This window comes from Myxococcus sp. XM-1-1-1, assembly GCF_020037095.1.
Taxonomy (GTDB): Bacteria; Myxococcota; Myxococcia; order Myxococcales; family Myxococcaceae; genus Myxococcus; species Myxococcus fulvus.
On record NZ_JAIQDH010000001.1, the window covers coordinates 843,464 to 858,756 of the forward strand.

Consider the following 15,293-nt stretch of genomic DNA (forward strand, 5'->3'; position numbering starts at 1 on the left):
TAAGGTCTGGGTGGTTGGAGCACGTAGTAGGGTCGGCGCGGCATGCGTCCCGAATCGTCTTCGCGCTCCACCTCCTCGGGCCGGCTGTCGCGCCATCGCGTGGTCGCCGTGCTCGTGGGTGGGCTGTTGCTGGTGTTGGTCGTGGGGGTGGTGACCTTCTGGCGCGGAAGTCTTGCGCCCTCGACTCCGGTGCCGGCTGTTGGCGTCACGCCCGACGGAGGGGCCCCGCATCGGGGCGCTCGCGCGGGTGGGCGGGCCTTGGCCGCGGCCCAAGAGGAGGAGGCCGTCGAGGCTGCGCCCCGGTACGACGCCACCACCTGCTGGCGGGAGCTGGAGCGCTTCAACGACGGCGTGAGCGTGGAGACGTTCCGCGAGTGGGCGGCGCCGCTGCTCGCGTCGAGAGACCCGCTGGTCCGGATGTACCTCAAGGAGCGGCTGACGGAGCTCATCGGCGGAGACGCGAGCAAGGCGCGCGAGGTGTTGGAGTGGACGCGCGAGGCGGGGCCGAAGGAGTTCAAGGTCTTCGCGATGGCGCTGAAGGACTCGGACGCGGTGCACCTGCCGGAGGTGTCCCGGCGCATCCTGGAGCTGGGGCTGGACGTGGAGCTGTCGCCCGAGCGGCGCGCGGGGGTGTTGTCCGCGTTGGACACGCAGAAGCAGCTCTCCCCCGACGCGCTGTCGAAGCTCTCGGACTTCGCCAAGGACCCGGCCTCGGGTGAGGCGGGGTGGGCGGCGGCGCGGACCATCGCCCGGGTGATGAAGAACGACTACGGGCGCACGGCGAACGCGGGGCCCTATCTCGAATCACTGTTGAGCATCGGCACGCAGTCGCTCGACGAGCACGTGCGCTACATGGCGCTCTCCACGCCGATGGAGACGGCGCCGGTGCTGGATGCGCGCGCCACGGACGGCTACGCGAAGGTGCTCACCACCGAGGGCAGCCCCGACGCGCGCGGCGCCGCGGCGCACAACCTGGCCCTGTCCGAGGACCGGACGAAGGTGCTGGACACCTTCACGCGCGCCTTCGAGCCGGAGCAGGACGTGTGCGTGAGATGGGCGTTGTTCCGCTTCTCCGCGCGCGCCGCGGGACAGGAGGCGCTGCCCGTCATGGCGAAGATGGCGCTCATCGACCCGCGCTTCCAGCCGCTGTACCAGGACTTCGAGCGCATCTACGCCAGCGGCGTCGTGGACTTCGAGCGCGTGTGGAACGCGCTGGCGGACCAGGACCCCCTCGGCTGTCTCCACCACGACTGAGCCCTCCATGACGCGCACCTCGTCTTTTCTCCGGGCCCTTCGCCTGCTGGCCCTGTCGTCGCTCCTGCTGTCCGTCCCTTCCTGGTCCGCGCCGCCTCCCGAGCTCCAGCCGGAGACGTGCTCGGTGGAGGGGCTGATGGACTCCATCCGTCGAGGGCTCCAGTCGAAGTCGCCCGCGTACCGGCGCTACCTGCGCGAGCTGTTGAAGGAGTCCGCCGTCACGCTGCCCGAGGCGCAGCTGCGCGCGGCCTTCGAGCGCGAGACGGAGCCCGTCATGGTGGAGCACCTGGCGGCGGCCCTGGCGGCGAAGACGGACCGGGGCGAGAGCCCGGGCACGCTCCAGCTCGTGGCGAAGCGCGCGCTCGGGGACGCGGACCCGGCGGTGCGAGCGGCCGCCACGCGCGCGCTGCGGCGCACGAGCGCGGAGGAGCACACCGGGGACATGTACTCGCGGCTGGTGCGGGACGCCTCGCCCCAGGTCCGCGAGGAGGCCGCGACGAACCTCATCGAAGACAACCAGTTTGTCTACGCGGGCATGCACGGGCCGTCGTCGGACCTGGCGGTGGCGGCGGCCGCGGCGTCCCATGACGCGAAGGTGACGGCGAGAATCCTGGGCAACATCTCCACCGCGGCCATCGGCGCGGGTTCCGCCGGGGCGCTGCACACGCTGCTGGGCAGCGATGACGCGCAGGTGCGCGCCTCCGCGGCGACGGCGCTGGGCGGGGTGCCGGCGTCGGAGATGGCGCGCGCGCGTCAGACGCTCGGCGCGCTGTATCGCGCCGAACAGGACGTGGGTGTGCGGACGGCCATCCTCCAGAGCCTCGCGCGGCTGGGGTTCCAGGGCGCGGTGCCGGAGCTTCGGGCGCTGCGCAGTGTCGACCCTCGGCTGGTCGCCGAGGTCGACGCCTGGATTGGCGCGTTGAGTACCGGTCTTCAGGAGTGGAGCCTGCTCCTGAGGGAGAAGCAGCGGTTGCGTCAGGCTCGCTGAGCAGCAGTCCTTCTGGGGGCCGCACAGTCGGCCCGAAAGGAACAACGATGCGTAGCTCCAAGTCGCGCCTGATGGCGCTGGCGGCCCTGGTCTCCCTTCCCACGGCCGCGCTCGCGTACACCGCCGTGGCGCCGTATCCGAGCACCGTGACGGCCACCACGTACTACTCGAGCGGCACGTACCACGGCGCCGTGGACGTGGCGAACTCGCGCTGCAACTACTGGGGGGCCCAGACGGGCGTGTCCGCCACCGTCTACTGGAACGTGACGGTGCGCACCTCGGGCGTGGTGTGCAACGGCAACGGCAGCGGCAACCAGAACGAGGCGAAGCTCAACCTCGGCAGCGGTTGGTCCTTCCGTCAGTGGCATTGGATCAAGACCAGTGACTCGTATGACCGCACGTGCAACCGCTGCCAGGTCGGAAACCTGGGCGGCACGGGCAACGCCACCGGTCCCCACTCCCACTTCCAGAAGGACCAGTACGGCACCAAGAACACGTCCTGGTACTCCTCGTACACGTCGAAGGGCGAGGCCTTGGACCGTGGTGAGCTGATGGGCTACATCTAACCGAAGCCCCGCACCGGCCAGGGAAGCGGGGCGTCGTGTTCCTCCTCCCTGGCCCGGTGCCCCTGCGTCAACTTGACGCGCTCGCGGACCGGGGGCTTACGGGTTACAAGGAGGCGTGTTCCGCCCGCCCTCCGACTCGCAGGCGGCCCCGCGTGGCTCGCCGGCGTCGAGACAACCTCCGCCTCGCTCCGCGTTCCACCGCTCCGCGCAGGACATGGTGGACCTGCTGTCGTCCAGCGCGATTGCCCTGCGGTGGCTCGCGCGCCTGCGCTGGCACGCGGTGGCGGGCACGGGGCTCACCATCATCGTGGCCGTGCGGGTGCTGATGCTCGACCTGCCGGTGGTGCCGCTGCTCGCGCTGGTGGCGACGACGGGTGTGTCCAACCTGCTCTTGACGCTGTGGCTGCGCCGGGGGCCGGTGGTGAAGACGCACCACCTGGGTGGCGTGCTCGCGTTCGACACGATGCTGCTGACGGCGATGCTCGCGCTCTCCGGGGGGCCGGACAACCCGTTCGCCATGCTGTACCTGGTGCACGTGTCGCTGGCGGCGCTCGTGCTGGGGCGGCGCTGGATCGTCTGCCTGTCCATGCTGTCCGTGCTGGGCCCCATGCTGCTGATGCTGTGGCACGTGCCACTGGCGGAGGTGGCGCATGTCGCCAGCCCCATGCCGACGCACTCGCGCCATGTGCTGGGGCTGTGGGTCGCCTTCTCGCTGACGGTGATGCTCATCGCGCTGATGGTGGCGCGGGTGTCGGCGGCGCTCCGGGACCGACAGGAGGCGCTGGTGCGCGCCCAACTGCTCGCGGCGCGGGCGGAGAAGCTGGCCTCGCTGAGCACCCTGGCGGCGGGCGCCGCGCACGAGCTGGGCTCCCCGTTGGGCACCATCGCCATCGCGGCCAACGAGCTGGAGGCGCTCATCCAGGAGGAGCCGAACGAGGCGCTCGAGGACGCCAGGCTCATCCGCGACCAGGTGGAGCGCTGCCGGGACATCCTGGAGCGCATGAGCGCGCGCGCGGGGCAGACCTACGGCGAGGTGCCCGAGCGCACCACGACGGGCGCGGTGCTCGGGCTGCTGCGCGAGCAGCTGTCGGCCGGGGAGCTCTCGCGGCTGCGCTTCACGCAAGGGCCCGACGTGTCGCTGTTCTTCCCCACGCGCGGGCTGGTGCAGGTGCTGGCCAACCTGGTGCGCAACGCGCTGCACGCGAGCGAGGCGTCGCAGGCGCCCGTCACGTTGAGCGTGCACGGCGACGCGGAGGGCACCGCCTTCGTGGTGGAGGACCAGGGCACGGGCATCCCCCGCGAGGTGCTGGAGCGCGTGGGCGAGCCGTTCTTCACCACCAAGCCGGCGGGGCAGGGCATGGGGCTGGGGCTGTTCCTGGGTCAGACGTTCGCGGAGCTGTGCGGCGGACGACTGGAGCTGGATACGGAAGAGGGCCGGGGCACGCGCGCCACGCTCGTGCTGCCGTGCCGGAGGGAGGCTGTCCATGCAGCGGCCTGAGACCTCCGCGGTGGTGCTCGTCATCGACGACGACGAGCCCTATCGCGAGCGATTGGTGCGCGCCTTCGGGCGCAAGGGCTTTACCGCGCACGGCGTGGGCAGCGCGAAGGAGGCGCTCGAGCTGGCGCCGTCGGTGCGCCCCGGCTACGCCGTCATCGACCTGAAGCTGCCGGATGGCTCGGGGCTCGACCTGGTGCGCGAGCTCAAGGCGCTGGATGCGCGCACGACGATGGTGGTCCTCACCGGCTACGGGAGCATCGCCACGGCGGTGGAGGCCGTGCGCCGTGGGGCCACGCACTACCTCTCCAAGCCCGTGGACGTGGATGACATCCTGCTGGCCTTCGCGGGCGCCACGCTGCCCGCCGGAGAGGCCGCGGCCCTGGAGCACCAGGTGCCCTCGCTGGCGCGCGCGGAGTGGGAGCACATCCAGCGGGTGCTCGCGGACTGTGGCGGCAATATCTCCCAGGCCGCCCGGCTGCTGCGCATCCAGCGCCGCAGCCTCCAGCGCAAGCTGTCCAAGCACCCCGTGCGGCAGTGAGACGGGGTGACGCGGGGTGCGTCACCAAGACGCACGATGCGGCCCGCGCCCTTCGTTAGTGTGGCGGCGTGCGAATCGTCTGGCTCGTCGTCCTCGTCCTCCTCGCTCCGGGCTGTGAGCGTCGCTCCTCGCGCGGGGGCGCCGGCTGGAAGGCCGTGGACGGCGGCATCGTCTGCGAGGGCGGAGGGCTGCAGCACCTGGCCTGCACGGGCCTGTACGGCGAGGGGGGCAAGGGCTGGGAGAAGCGCGCGGTGGGCGCCGGGATTCGCGCCTTCGAGCCCGGCCTGCAGCTCTGGAGCGACGGGCTGGAGAAGTCCCGCTTCATCCAGCTGCCGCCCGGGACGCGCATCGACACCTCGCGCCCGGACGAGTGGCGCTTTCCTCCCGGCACGAAGCTCTGGAAGGAGTTCCGCTGGAAGGGAAGGCCCATCGAGACGCGGCTCTTGTGGAAGAAGTCCGAGGGCAAGTGGCTGCGGACGACGTACCGCTGGAGCGACGACGGCCAGCAGGCCACCGAGCTCACCGACGGCGAGAAGAACGTGCCGGGGACCCCGGGCCATGAAATCCCGAGCCAGGTGGACTGCCTGACGTGCCACGGAGGGCGCGAGGACGAGGTGCTCGGCTTCGAGGCCGTGGCGCTCGGGCACGAGGCGGCGCGGGGACTGACGCTGGCGAAGCTGGTGGAGGAGGGCCTGCTCACCCATCCCCCCGAGCCTCCGCCGCGAATCCCGGGGAGCGAGGTGGACCGCGCGGCGCTGGGCTACCTGCACATGAACTGCGGCGTGTCCTGTCACAACACCAACCCGCTGGCGTTGGGCGGAAGCGGCGGGCTGCTGTTGCGCCTGGAGGCCGCGGAGCTGGGCTCGGTGCACCTGACGGATGCGTGGAAGACGGCGGTGGGCGTGCGCTCCATCTTCCGCACCACGGGGCTGTTCGGAGATGCCGTGCCTCGCATCGCTCCGGGGGACGTGAAGCGCAGCACCTTGTTCCACCGCATGAGCGCTCGCGGACTTCCCGTCCAGATGCCTCCCCTCGGCACCCACGTGGTGGATGAGCAGGGGCGCGGAGTGGTCCAGCGCTGGATTGAGTCCATGCCCGCCACGGCGGAGAGGTGAGCGTGAGCGCGTACCCGGTGGTGCTCTTCCTTCATTCGTGGGTGCGCTGGGCGGTGGTGCTGCTGGGCGTGCTCGCGCTGGGAAGGGCGCTTCGGGGCTGGAGCGGGGGGCGTGAGTGGACGCGCGGGGACCGGCGGCTCCAGGTGTTCTGCGTGTCCGCCTTCGACACGCAGATGCTGTTGGGGATGGTGCTCTATTCGGGCCTGAGCCCGTTCACGCCCTTCTCGCTGCAAGGCGGTCTGCGCGAGAGCCTGGCCCACCCGACGCTGCGCTTCTTCGGCATCGAACACCCGACGCTGATGCTGCTGGCGTTGGTCGTCGCTCACGTGGGGTCCGCGTTGAGCCAGCGCGCGGACGTGTCGGTGACGCGGCACCGCGCCTGGGCCCTGGGGCTGCTCGTCGCGATGGGGCTGGTCGCGTGCGCCATCCCGTGGGCCGGGTTGTCCCAGGGTCGTCCCCTGTTTCGAGGTTTCTGAGGTCCTCGCCCATGTATGACTTCCTCTGGATGATGTTCGTGGTGGCTCCCTCGGTGCCCCGGGCGCCGAGCCTCAAGCGAGCGCCGAGGGCCGCGCTGTCGGAGCGGACCCGGAAGGGGCCTGGCGAGGCGACTCCCACGCCCCCGGCGAGGCGCGCGCGACGCCCGGTGGGCAAGACGCGTCGTCCTCGAGACCCCGCCGCAAGGTGAAGTGGGAAAGGGGCGTGTGACTCCCACCTCCACGTTCAGTGGCGGGAGTCCGTGGAACATTCAGCTTGAGCAGGGGGGCGACATGCCAGAACCTTGTCGCGATGAAGCTCGCCCTTCCGGTCATGGCCTCCGTGTTCTTCCTCGCGGGCGCCGGAGGATGTCGGCGTCAGCCTGATACCGAGGCTGCGCAGTGGGAACCGCTTCCGCGGGTGGACGCCCGCGAGCTGCGCTCCCTGGACATGTTCCAGCGCATCGAGGACCCGAAGCAGCGCTCCCGGGCGCTGTTCCTCGAAGCCAGTCGCGTGCTCCTGCATCCGCGCTGCGCGAACTGCCATCCGGATGGGGACAGCCCCTTCCAGGAGATGGGCTTCAAGCCGCATGACCCGCCCGTGACGCGAGGCCCCGAGGGCTTCGGCGTCGTGGGCATGGAGTGCGCGGGCTGTCACCAGGACCGCAACCAGGCGCTGACGCGCGTGCCGGGGGCGCCGAACTGGCACCTGGCGCCGTTGTCCATGGCCTGGGTGGGCAAGAGCCCCCGGCAGGTGTGCGAGCAGCTCAAGGACCCCGCGAGGAACGGAGGCAAGACGTTGGCGCAAATCGTCGAGCACAACGCGCATGACGAGCTGGTGGCGTGGGGTTGGACGCCGGGCTCCGGGCGGGAGCCCGCGCCGGGCACCCAGGAACAGTTCGGCGCGCTGGTGGGTGCGTGGGTGGAGACGGGCGCGGAGTGCCCCAGCGAGGAGGCGCGGCCATGAGCATTCGGGTGAAGGTCAACGGCGTGGACCAGGTGCTGGACGTGGACCCGGAGATGCCGCTGTTGTGGGCGCTGCGCGACGTGCTCGGGCTGACCGGGACCAAGTACGGCTGCGGCGAGGCGCTGTGCGGCGCGTGCAGCGTGCACCTGGACGGGCAGGTGGTGCGCGCGTGCGTGACGCCCATCCGCCGCGCGGACGGGCACAGCGTCACCACCATCGAGGGCCTGTCGCCGGACGGCAGCCATCCGCTCCAGCGCGCGTGGGTGGAGATGGGCGTGCCGCAGTGCGGGTTCTGCCAGTCGGGACAGCTGATGTGCGCGGCGGCGCTGCTGGTGAAGAAGCCGCGGCCGACGGACCAGGACATCGACCAGTCGCTCGCGGGCAACCTCTGCCGCTGTGGGACGTACACGCGCATCCGCGCGGCCGTGAAGAAGGCCGCGGGCACGCCCGACGCGAAGTGACGAGGACGCGATGAGCCAACAGCCTGAGTTGATTTCCCGGCGCTCCTTCCTCGAAGGGCTCAACCTCTCGGTGGGAGGGCTGGCGCTGGGCGTGGTGCCCACCGTGACGCTGGCGGGCGCGGCCCCTGGCGCGAAGGGCAAGCCCGCGGAGCTTCGGCCCAACGTCTTCGTGCACATCGCCTCGGACGGGCAGGTCACCATCGTCTGCCACCGCTCGGAGATGGGGCAGGGCGTCCGCAGCTCGGTGCCGGTGGTGGTGGCGGACGAGCTGGGCGCGGACATGGCGCGGGTGAAGGTGGTGCAGGCCGTGGGCGACGCCGTGTACGGCGACCAGAACACGGATGGCTCCAGCAGCATCCGGGGCGTGTACCAGTCGCTGCGCCGCACGGGCGCCACGGCGCGGGAGATGCTGGTGGCCGCGGCGGCGCGTCGCTGGAAGGTGCCGGCTTCGGACTGCGAGGCGCGGGACCACGCGGTTTTCCACAAGCGCGGCTCGCGCTCGCTGGGCTTTGGGGAGCTGGTGGCGGACGCGGCGAAGCTGCCGGTGCCCAAGGCGGAGTCCGTGCGGCTGCGGCCCGCGTCGGAGCTGCGCTACGTGGGCAAGGAGCTGCCGCTGTTGGACGGGCCGGCCTATGTCATGGGCACGGCCGTCTTCGGCGCGGACGTGAAGCTGCCGGGCATGCTCATCGCGGTGGTGGCGCGGCCTCCCGTCGTCGGTGGGAAGGTGGTGCGCTTCGACGCCGCGAAGGCGCTCGCGATTCCGGGCGTGAAGCAGGTGCTGGAGCTGCCCGTGCCCAAGCGGCCCTATGTCTTCCAGGGCTGGGGTGGGGTGGCGGTGCTGGCGGAGAACACGTGGGCGGCGATGCGGGGCCGCGCGGCGCTGGACATCACCTGGGAGGACGGTCCCAACGCCGAGTACGACTCGGTGAAGTACCGCGAGGCGCTGCTGGAGTCGGTGCGGGTGCCGGGCAAGCCGGCGCGCACGGTGGGGGACGTGGACAAGGCGCTCGCGAGCGCCGCGCGGGTGGTGGAGGCGGAGTACTACGCGCCGCACCTGTCGCACGCGCCCATGGAGCCGCCGGTGGCGCTGGCGCGGGTGGCGAATGGGGTCTGCGAGGTGTGGGCGCCTTCGCAGCATCCGCAGGCGGCGCGCACCGAGGCGGCGCAGGCGTCGGGGCTGCCCGAGGACAAGGTGACGGTGAACGTCACGCTGCTGGGCGGTGGCTTCGGGCGCAAGTCGAAGGCGGACTTCGTCGCGGAGGCGGTGCACCTGGCGAAGATGGCGGGGGTGCCGGTGCGCGTGCAGTGGACGCGCGAGGATGACATCCGCCACGACTACTACCACTCGGCCAGCGCGCAGCGGCTGAGCTGCGGATTGGACGCGGCGGGCAAGCCCACGGCGTGGCTGCACCGCACGTCCTTCCCTGCCATCCGCTCCACGTTCTCCGAGGACGTGACGGGGCCGGTGGCGAGGGACTTGAACCAGGGCGTGCTGGACCTGGCGCTGGCGATTCCGAACGTGCGCGCGGAGATGGGCGAGGCGCTGGCGAAGGTGCGCATCGGCTGGCTGCGCTCGGTGAACAACATCTTCCACGGCTTCGCGGTGGGCTCGTTCATGGACGAGCTGGCGCATGCGAGGGGGATGGACCCGCGGGAGAACCTGCTGGAGGTGATCGGGCCTCCGCGCCTCGTGTCCGTGGCGGAGCTGGGCGTCAGCGCGCTGCCGAACTATGGCGCGCCGGTGGAGGCGCATCCGGTGAACGCGGAGCGGCTGCGCGGGGTCATCGAGCGCGTCACGGCGATGTCGGGCTGGAGCGAGCGCGAGAAGAACGGCCGCACGCTGGGGCTCGCCGCGCACCGCAGCTTCCTGAGCTACGTGGGCGTGGTGGTGTCGATGAAGAAGGACGCGGCGGGACGGGCGCGCGTGGACGAGGCGTGGGTGGCGGTGGACGCGGGGCTGGTGGTGAACCCGGACCGCGTCCGCTCGCAGATGGAGGGCTCCGTCATCTTCGGCATGAGCCTGGCGTTCCACGGCGCCATCACGATGAAGGGCGGCGCGACGGAGCAGTCGAACTTCCGCGACTACAAGCTGGTGCGCATGGCCGACGCGCCCCGGGCCATCCACGTGGACATCATCCAGAGTGACGCGCCCCCGGGTGGCGTGGGCGAGCCGGGCGTGCCCCCGGTGGCCCCCGCCATCGCCAACGCGCTCTTCGCCCTGACGGGGACACGCGTGAGGGATTTGCCCATCGCCCGGACGGTTCCCGTCTGACTCCAGGAGGCTCCCGTTCAGCGGGAGCAGGTGCCGTACGTCGCACCCGCGACCTTGCGACAGTAGAGCGAGCAGCAAGAGCTGTTCGCCGTGCAGAGTTTCGAGCCCAAGGGAAGGCAGACCGCGGCCTCGACGGCCGGGTCACCGGCCTCCACCTTGGCGGGCTCGGCGAGGGCGTCCTCCCCTCCACAGCCGAGCAGCGTCAGGGTGACGAGCAGCGACAGTCCTCCGAGAAGTCCTCGCATGCTTCCTCCGATCCGCGTGAAGCCCTCGGTGTAGTTTGTGGAGGCGGGTGAAGGCAGACACTCCCTGATGAAGTGTCGGGTAGTCGATGGTTGCGATGGGACGTTCAGATTGCTCGTCAGGGATTCGCTCGTGCGGGATAGGTTTGGGGGATTGGCGGATGCGTGTTCCCTGGAGGCGGCATGAAGATGTCTGTCATTCGTGGCTTGCTGGCTGTGTCGATGCTCGCGGGGTGTGGCGGTGGCATGGAGCCGGTTGACGAGACCGAGGCGTCGTCGCGTTCCCTGGACCCGCTGCCCGCGTGCGAGGAGGTTCAGGGATTGTCCTGTCGTCTCAACGTGCTGGAGTGTGTGTGGCAGTCGACGGGCCAGTTGGGCATCTGCGCCTGTCGGCAGACCCCCGCAGGCCCCCGGCTCAACTGTCGTTGAAGCGCAAGGCTCGCGCCGTTCAGTGAATCGACGGCGGCGCGGTGGGCTCGGGCCCGGTGAGCGGCAGCTCGACGATGAGCGTGGCGCCGTGGCCCCGCCGGCTCTCCGCGCGGATGGTGCCCTGGTGTGCCTCTACAATCCGGCGGCTGATGAAGAGGCCCAATCCCAGTCCCCCGTAGTTGCGCGCGGGGACTGCGCGGCCGAACTTCTCGAAGATGCGCTCCAGGTCCTCGGACGCGATGCCGATGCCCTCGTCGCTCACCAGGATTCGTCCCCGCCCCGCGCGCTCCTCCACCCGGATGCGCACGGGTCTCCCCGGCCCGTACTTGATGGCGTTGGACACCAGCCCCCGCACCACCTGCTCCAATCTGCGCGCATCCCACCGGCCCACCACCGCCAAGGGCGCCTCGACCTCGAGCACGCTGTCCGCCTGCGCCGCCTGCGCCCGGAGCTGCTCCGCCACCTCGCGCGCCACCGCGGACAGGTCCACCCTCCCCAGCTCCAACGGCAGCGGTGAGCCCGCCAGCTGCGTCACGTCCAGCAGGTCGTTGATGAGCGCGGCCAGCTTGCGCACCTGCAGCGACGTGCTCTCCGCCGCCCGCATCACGCTGTGACGCAGGTGCTCCTCGGACGTGGACGAGCCGGCCTCGCGCGCGAGCCCCTGGAGCTTGATTTGCAGCGGCGTCAGCGGCGTCTTGAGCTCGTGCGAGGCCACCGTGAGGAACTCGTCTCGCAGGCGCACCGCCTCCTGGAGCCGCACCTCCGTGTCCTTCAGCCGCGTCACGTCCTGGAGCGCCAGCACCACCGTCGCCGGATGTCCGTGCATCGCGGGCAACAGCTCGGAGTCCACCAGGATGTCGAGCACCTGTCCGGACGCGACCCGCCAGCGCATCGGCTCCCGCCGCAGCGTCTCACCCCGCGCCGCGCGGGCTCCTGGCATGCGCTCGTTGGGCAGCGCGGCGTCGTGCTCGTCGATGACGTTGTAGACGGTGCCGTAGCGCTCCACCGGCACGCCGAGCGCGAGCTCTCCGCCCGCGAGCTGATGGGCCGCCTGGTTGGCGAAGAGCACCTTCCCCGTCCCCGGCTCCATCATGAGCAAGGCAATCGGAGTCATGTGCAGCAGCGACTCCAGCCACTTCTGCTGGCTCGCCTGGTGCGCGGCCAGCTCCTCGGCCTGATAGCGCGCCCGGACCTGGTCCGTCACGTCCAGCGAGAACGACAGCACCGAGTCCACCTCGCCCCGCGCGTCCCGCAGCGGCTGGTAGACGATGTTGAAATAGTGCTGCTCCAGCCCCTTGTCGTTCAGGTTCAACAGCTGCGGCATCTCCGTGAGCTTCATCGGACGCCCCGACGCGAAGACCTCGTCGATGGCCAGCGAGTACGCCCGGACCTGCTCGCTCTCCCGTGCGATGTCCCGCAGGGAGGTGCCCACCAGCTCCGCGTTCTGTGCCTGCCGCTGGAAGTTCGGGTTGACCAGCGTGAAGGTCTGCTCCGGACCGGAGAGGATGGCGATGGACGCGGGCGCGTTCATCAGCACGTCGTAGAGCCGCGCGCGCTGGGCCTCCACCTCGGCCTCCGTGCGCTTGCGGTCCGTGATGTCGTGGAAGAGCACCACGCAGCCCTGGATGCGGCCCCGCGCGTCCTGACTGGGCACGAAGGTGGCCTGGACGTGGAGCTGCCGGCCGTCGCGCAGGCTGAGCGCCGTCTCGTGGGCCACGTGCTCTCCCGACAAGGCGCGGCGCACCCAGGCCTTGAAGAGCGGATAGAGCAGCTCCCCGCCCACCTCGCGCAGCGTCCTGCCCACCACGCTGCTGGGCTTCACGCCGAACCAGGTCTCGAAGGCGCGGTTGCAGAACAGGTAGCGCTCCTCCGGGTCCAGGTAGGCCACCAGCGCGGGCAGCGCGTCGGTGATGGTGCGCAGCTGGTGCTCCCGCTGTCGCGCCTGCATGCGGCTGTGCTCCAGCGCCCGCTGCGCCTGGGCCTGCTCCGTCACGTCCCGCTGCGTCCCCCACACCCGCACGAGCCAGCCGTCCTCCACCACGCCCACGAAGTTGGACAGCCGCACCCGCTCCAGGCCCTTCCTGTCCCGCTGGCGCGTCTCCAGGTCCTGCACCCGGAAGCCCTTCTGGACGAAGGCGCGGATGGCGTCGGCCGAGCCCCCCGCGCGCTGGATGAGCTCGCGCAGCGACACGCCCTCCAGCTCGCGAGCGGAGTCGAAGCCGCTCATCCGCGCCATCACCTCGTTGCTCTCCGCGATGTGGCCCGTGCGGATGATGGCGTCGACCAGCGCGTCCTCCGGCTGGCGCGTGTCCAGGGGCGCGTCGAACTCCATGCGCCAGATGCCCTCCGTGCTCTGGGCCAGGAAGGTCCGGTAGCGCTCGTCACTCGCCGCGAGCGCGCGCGTCGTCTGCCGCAGCTCCTGCTCCGCCTGCTTGCGCTCGCTGACGTCCTCGGCCGTGGACATCCACTCGCGCACCAGGCCGTCGTCGTCGAACACCGGCACGCCCCGGAGGATGACGTCCCGCCACGTCCCGTCGCGGTGCTGCAGGCGCACCTCCCCGCGGTACGGCTCGCTTGTCTTCAAGGCGGAGCGCCACTCCGCCACGAAGCGCCCGCGGTCCCCGGGGTGGATGGCGTCGAGCCAGCCGAGCCCCAGGTGGGCTCCCCGCGACTGTCCGGTGAAGGCCATCCAGCGGGGAGCCGCCTCGGTCAGCTCCCCCTGCGCATCCGTGGTCCACACCGGCTGGGCCGTGGCCTCCACCAGCGAGCGGAAGCGCTCCTGATTCAGCCGGTTGGCCTGCTGCGCGAGCTTGTGCTCCGTCGTCTCCACGACGGTGATGCCCACGCCCTGCATCGCACCCCCCGCGTCCCGCACGGGGAAGTAGTTGATGACGAAGCTGCGGGGGACGCCGAGCGCCTTGGCCGTGGCGCCGACAATCTCCAGGTTGCGCACCGGCTGCCCGTGCTCCAGCACCTGTCGGTAGTGCGGCTCGATGAAGGGCCACAGGTCCGGCACCACGTCGCGGACCTTGCGGCCCAGGTGCGCGTGGCGCGGCAGGCCGTTCATCTCCGCGAGCGCCTCGTTGATGTGGATGTAGCGCAGCTCCAGGTCGACGAAGGCCAGGCCCACGGGCGCCCCCGCGACCATCGTCTCGAGGAAGAAGCGGGACTGCTCCGGGGAGATACCCTCGATGGCCTCCTCGTCCGTCACGCTGGCGCCTGGTCCCCGCACACGGTGTTCCCCCGGCCGGCTCCACCCAGGATGGGTGGTGGGTGGGGCGTGCCCGCGCGCGCTTCCGGGCACACCCCACCCACCGCGAGTCTGTACATCCTCCCTGTCACCGGGGAGATGCGGGCCCACCAGGAGGCGAGCCCGCGGTCGTCGGGTGACAGTGGAGGACGCAGGGCACCTGGGGGCGGGGGACTTGCGCCCGCCGGGCCGTCTGCCCTCACGCGTGTGTCAGAGCTCGTGCCACGTCTGCTCGAAGACGATGACCTTGTACGACTGGGGGAAGAGCATGATGTAGAGGATGCGGTGGGTGTCTCCGTTGGGGCCGGTGGAGTACTCGCGGAAGTAGCGCTTCACCTGCACCGTCTCCGTCCCGTTGCCGTACGTCTCCAGGATGACGGGCAACAGCGGGCGGAACTGGAACCACATGGAGCTGCTCGTCTCCGACAGGGAGAGCACCGCCGGCGCGGGGTCGCTGCGGTAGACCTGGTAGCGCCCCTGGGCGAGCACCGCCTGGACGGCCTGGTCCAGCGTGGCCTGCCCGGTGAAGGTCCAGTAGTAGTCGAGCCGACGCAGGGAGCCCGTCTCGTTCTCGAACCAGTCATTGCCCTGGTCGACCACGGACTGGAGGCGCTCGGTGATGGGCTGCTCAAGCCAGCTCAGCGTGAGGCCCGCGGGCGGCGCCGGCGGGTTGACGAGGCAGGTGCCGCCGACACACGAGGCCGCGAGGCGGAACTGCTTGTTCGCGGCGTTCACGAAGCCGACCACCGCCAGGTACTCGCCCGTCTTCGGCACCGTCACCAGCTCCACCTTGCTGAGCGTGCCGTAGCCCGAGTCGTCGTCCTGTGCGAGCGGCGTCACCCCGAAGCTCCCGTCGGCGTCCTTGGGGCCGTAGAGGAACAGGCCGGTGTCCAGGTACATGGAGCTGCCCAGGTGCGTGACTTCGAGCCGGAGCTGCGCGCCCGCGTTCGCCTGGACGGTGTAGCCGAAGTAGCCGGGCTGCGAGCCCGGGTAGCCGGCCACCGCGCCGCCCACGGGCAGCACCCCCTGGTCCACGACGCTGTCCGCGATGTTCCCGCTGGGCGGTGTCGGCGGAGCGGCCACGAGCCCCGCCTGGCCCTGCTCCAGCGGCGCGTCGTCGGAGGCGGGCGCCTGGGGCGCTCCACCACACGCGCTCAACAGGGCCGCCGGCAACGTCCACAGAATGGCTTGCTTCAGATTCCCACGCATCGTCTGGGCCTCCACGGGGTGAGGACGGCGC

14 protein-coding genes are annotated in these 15,293 nt (G+C 71.0%); 11 read left to right on the forward strand and 3 right to left on the reverse strand.

The genetic code is table 11. The annotated features are described in order from the left end of the window. Positions 1–42 precede the first annotated feature (42 nt). The 10 genes from K8640_RS03460 (at position 43) to K8640_RS03505 (ending at position 10,132) form a co-directional block, all read left to right on the forward strand. Positions 43–1,254, forward strand: coding sequence for a hypothetical protein (locus K8640_RS03460; RefSeq protein WP_223745755.1), 1,212 nt, complete (start codon positions 43–45; stop codon positions 1,252–1,254). 7 nt (positions 1,255–1,261) lie between these two features. Next, a complete protein-coding gene (locus tag K8640_RS03465) occupies positions 1,262–2,242 on the forward strand; it encodes a HEAT repeat domain-containing protein (RefSeq protein WP_223745756.1) in 981 nt (326 codons plus the stop codon). A gap of 47 nt (positions 2,243–2,289) precedes the next feature. Next, complete coding sequence (locus tag K8640_RS03470) at positions 2,290–2,808, forward strand: hypothetical protein (protein ID WP_141323642.1); 519 nt, start codon at positions 2,290–2,292, stop codon at positions 2,806–2,808. Positions 2,809–2,923: 115 nt separating this feature from the next. Beyond that, on the forward strand, positions 2,924–4,306 hold the full coding sequence (locus K8640_RS03475) for an ATP-binding protein (protein ID WP_223745757.1): 1,383 nt from the start codon (positions 2,924–2,926) through the stop codon (positions 4,304–4,306). Next, positions 4,293–4,844, forward strand: coding sequence for a response regulator transcription factor (locus K8640_RS03480; protein ID WP_046714908.1), 552 nt, complete (start codon positions 4,293–4,295; stop codon positions 4,842–4,844). Before K8640_RS03475 ends, K8640_RS03480 begins: the two co-directional genes overlap by 14 nt. A gap of 68 nt (positions 4,845–4,912) precedes the next feature. Next, positions 4,913–5,959, forward strand: coding sequence for a hypothetical protein (locus tag K8640_RS03485; RefSeq protein WP_223745758.1), 1,047 nt, complete (start codon positions 4,913–4,915; stop codon positions 5,957–5,959). A 2-nt stretch (positions 5,960–5,961) separates the two neighbouring features. Further along, the gene (locus K8640_RS03490; RefSeq protein WP_223745759.1) at positions 5,962–6,435 is read left to right on the forward strand and encodes a hypothetical protein; all 474 of its coding nucleotides are present in this window, start codon (positions 5,962–5,964) and stop codon (positions 6,433–6,435) included. Between the two features lie 310 nt (positions 6,436–6,745). Beyond that, entirely contained in the window at positions 6,746–7,399 is a 654-nt protein-coding gene (locus K8640_RS03495) for a hypothetical protein (protein ID WP_046714905.1), read from the forward strand. Further along, positions 7,396–7,860: a (2Fe-2S)-binding protein gene (locus tag K8640_RS03500; RefSeq protein WP_046718233.1), complete on the forward strand. Its 465-nt coding sequence runs from the start codon at positions 7,396–7,398 to the stop codon at positions 7,858–7,860. The genes K8640_RS03495 and K8640_RS03500 overlap by 4 nt, the downstream gene beginning before the upstream one ends. A gap of 10 nt (positions 7,861–7,870) precedes the next feature. Beyond that, positions 7,871–10,132 (forward strand): molybdopterin cofactor-binding domain-containing protein, encoded by a 2,262-nt coding sequence (locus tag K8640_RS03505; protein ID WP_223745760.1) that lies wholly within the window; start codon positions 7,871–7,873, stop codon positions 10,130–10,132. 17 nt (positions 10,133–10,149) lie between these two features. Here K8640_RS03505 and K8640_RS03510 read toward each other — a convergent pair whose 3' ends face one another. Next, complete coding sequence (locus tag K8640_RS03510) at positions 10,150–10,377, reverse strand: hypothetical protein (RefSeq protein WP_223745761.1); 228 nt, start codon at positions 10,375–10,377, stop codon at positions 10,150–10,152. A 180-nt stretch (positions 10,378–10,557) separates the two neighbouring features. On the opposite strand from K8640_RS03510, the gene K8640_RS03515 reads away from it, so the two are divergent. Next, positions 10,558–10,803, forward strand: coding sequence for a hypothetical protein (locus tag K8640_RS03515; protein ID WP_223745762.1), 246 nt, complete (start codon positions 10,558–10,560; stop codon positions 10,801–10,803). Between the two features lie 19 nt (positions 10,804–10,822). Here K8640_RS03515 and K8640_RS42815 read toward each other — a convergent pair whose 3' ends face one another. Together K8640_RS42815 and K8640_RS03530 are read right to left on the reverse strand one after the other, a co-directional pair. Further along, on the reverse strand, positions 10,823–14,014 hold the full coding sequence (locus tag K8640_RS42815) for a PAS domain-containing protein (RefSeq protein ID WP_370640306.1): 3,192 nt from the start codon (positions 14,012–14,014) through the stop codon (positions 10,823–10,825). A 249-nt stretch (positions 14,015–14,263) separates the two neighbouring features. After that, the gene (locus K8640_RS03530; RefSeq protein WP_223745763.1) at positions 14,264–15,262 is read right to left on the reverse strand and encodes a hypothetical protein; all 999 of its coding nucleotides are present in this window, start codon (positions 15,260–15,262) and stop codon (positions 14,264–14,266) included. Between the last annotated feature and the right edge of the window lie 31 nt (positions 15,263–15,293).

Bases quoted from the DNA above. Each gene is read 5' to 3' on its own strand.
- K8640_RS03460 (WP_223745755.1), top strand. From the start codon at position 43: ATGCGTCCCGAATCGTCTTCGCGCTCCACCTCCTCGGGCCGGCTGTCG.
- K8640_RS03465 (WP_223745756.1), top strand. From the start codon at position 1,262: ATGACGCGCACCTCGTCTTTTCTCCGGGCCCTTCGCCTGCTGGCCCTG.
- K8640_RS03470 (WP_141323642.1), top strand. From the start codon at position 2,290: ATGCGTAGCTCCAAGTCGCGCCTGATGGCGCTGGCGGCCCTGGTCTCC.
- K8640_RS03480 (WP_046714908.1), top strand. From the start codon at position 4,293: ATGCAGCGGCCTGAGACCTCCGCGGTGGTGCTCGTCATCGACGACGAC.
- K8640_RS03495 (WP_046714905.1), top strand. From the start codon at position 6,746: ATGAAGCTCGCCCTTCCGGTCATGGCCTCCGTGTTCTTCCTCGCGGGC.
- K8640_RS03500 (WP_046718233.1), top strand. From the start codon at position 7,396: ATGAGCATTCGGGTGAAGGTCAACGGCGTGGACCAGGTGCTGGACGTG.
- K8640_RS03505 (WP_223745760.1), top strand. From the start codon at position 7,871: ATGAGCCAACAGCCTGAGTTGATTTCCCGGCGCTCCTTCCTCGAAGGG.
- K8640_RS03510 (WP_223745761.1), bottom strand. From the start codon at position 10,377: ATGCGAGGACTTCTCGGAGGACTGTCGCTGCTCGTCACCCTGACGCTG.
- K8640_RS03515 (WP_223745762.1), top strand. From the start codon at position 10,558: ATGAAGATGTCTGTCATTCGTGGCTTGCTGGCTGTGTCGATGCTCGCG.
- K8640_RS03530 (WP_223745763.1), bottom strand. From the start codon at position 15,262: ATGCGTGGGAATCTGAAGCAAGCCATTCTGTGGACGTTGCCGGCGGCC.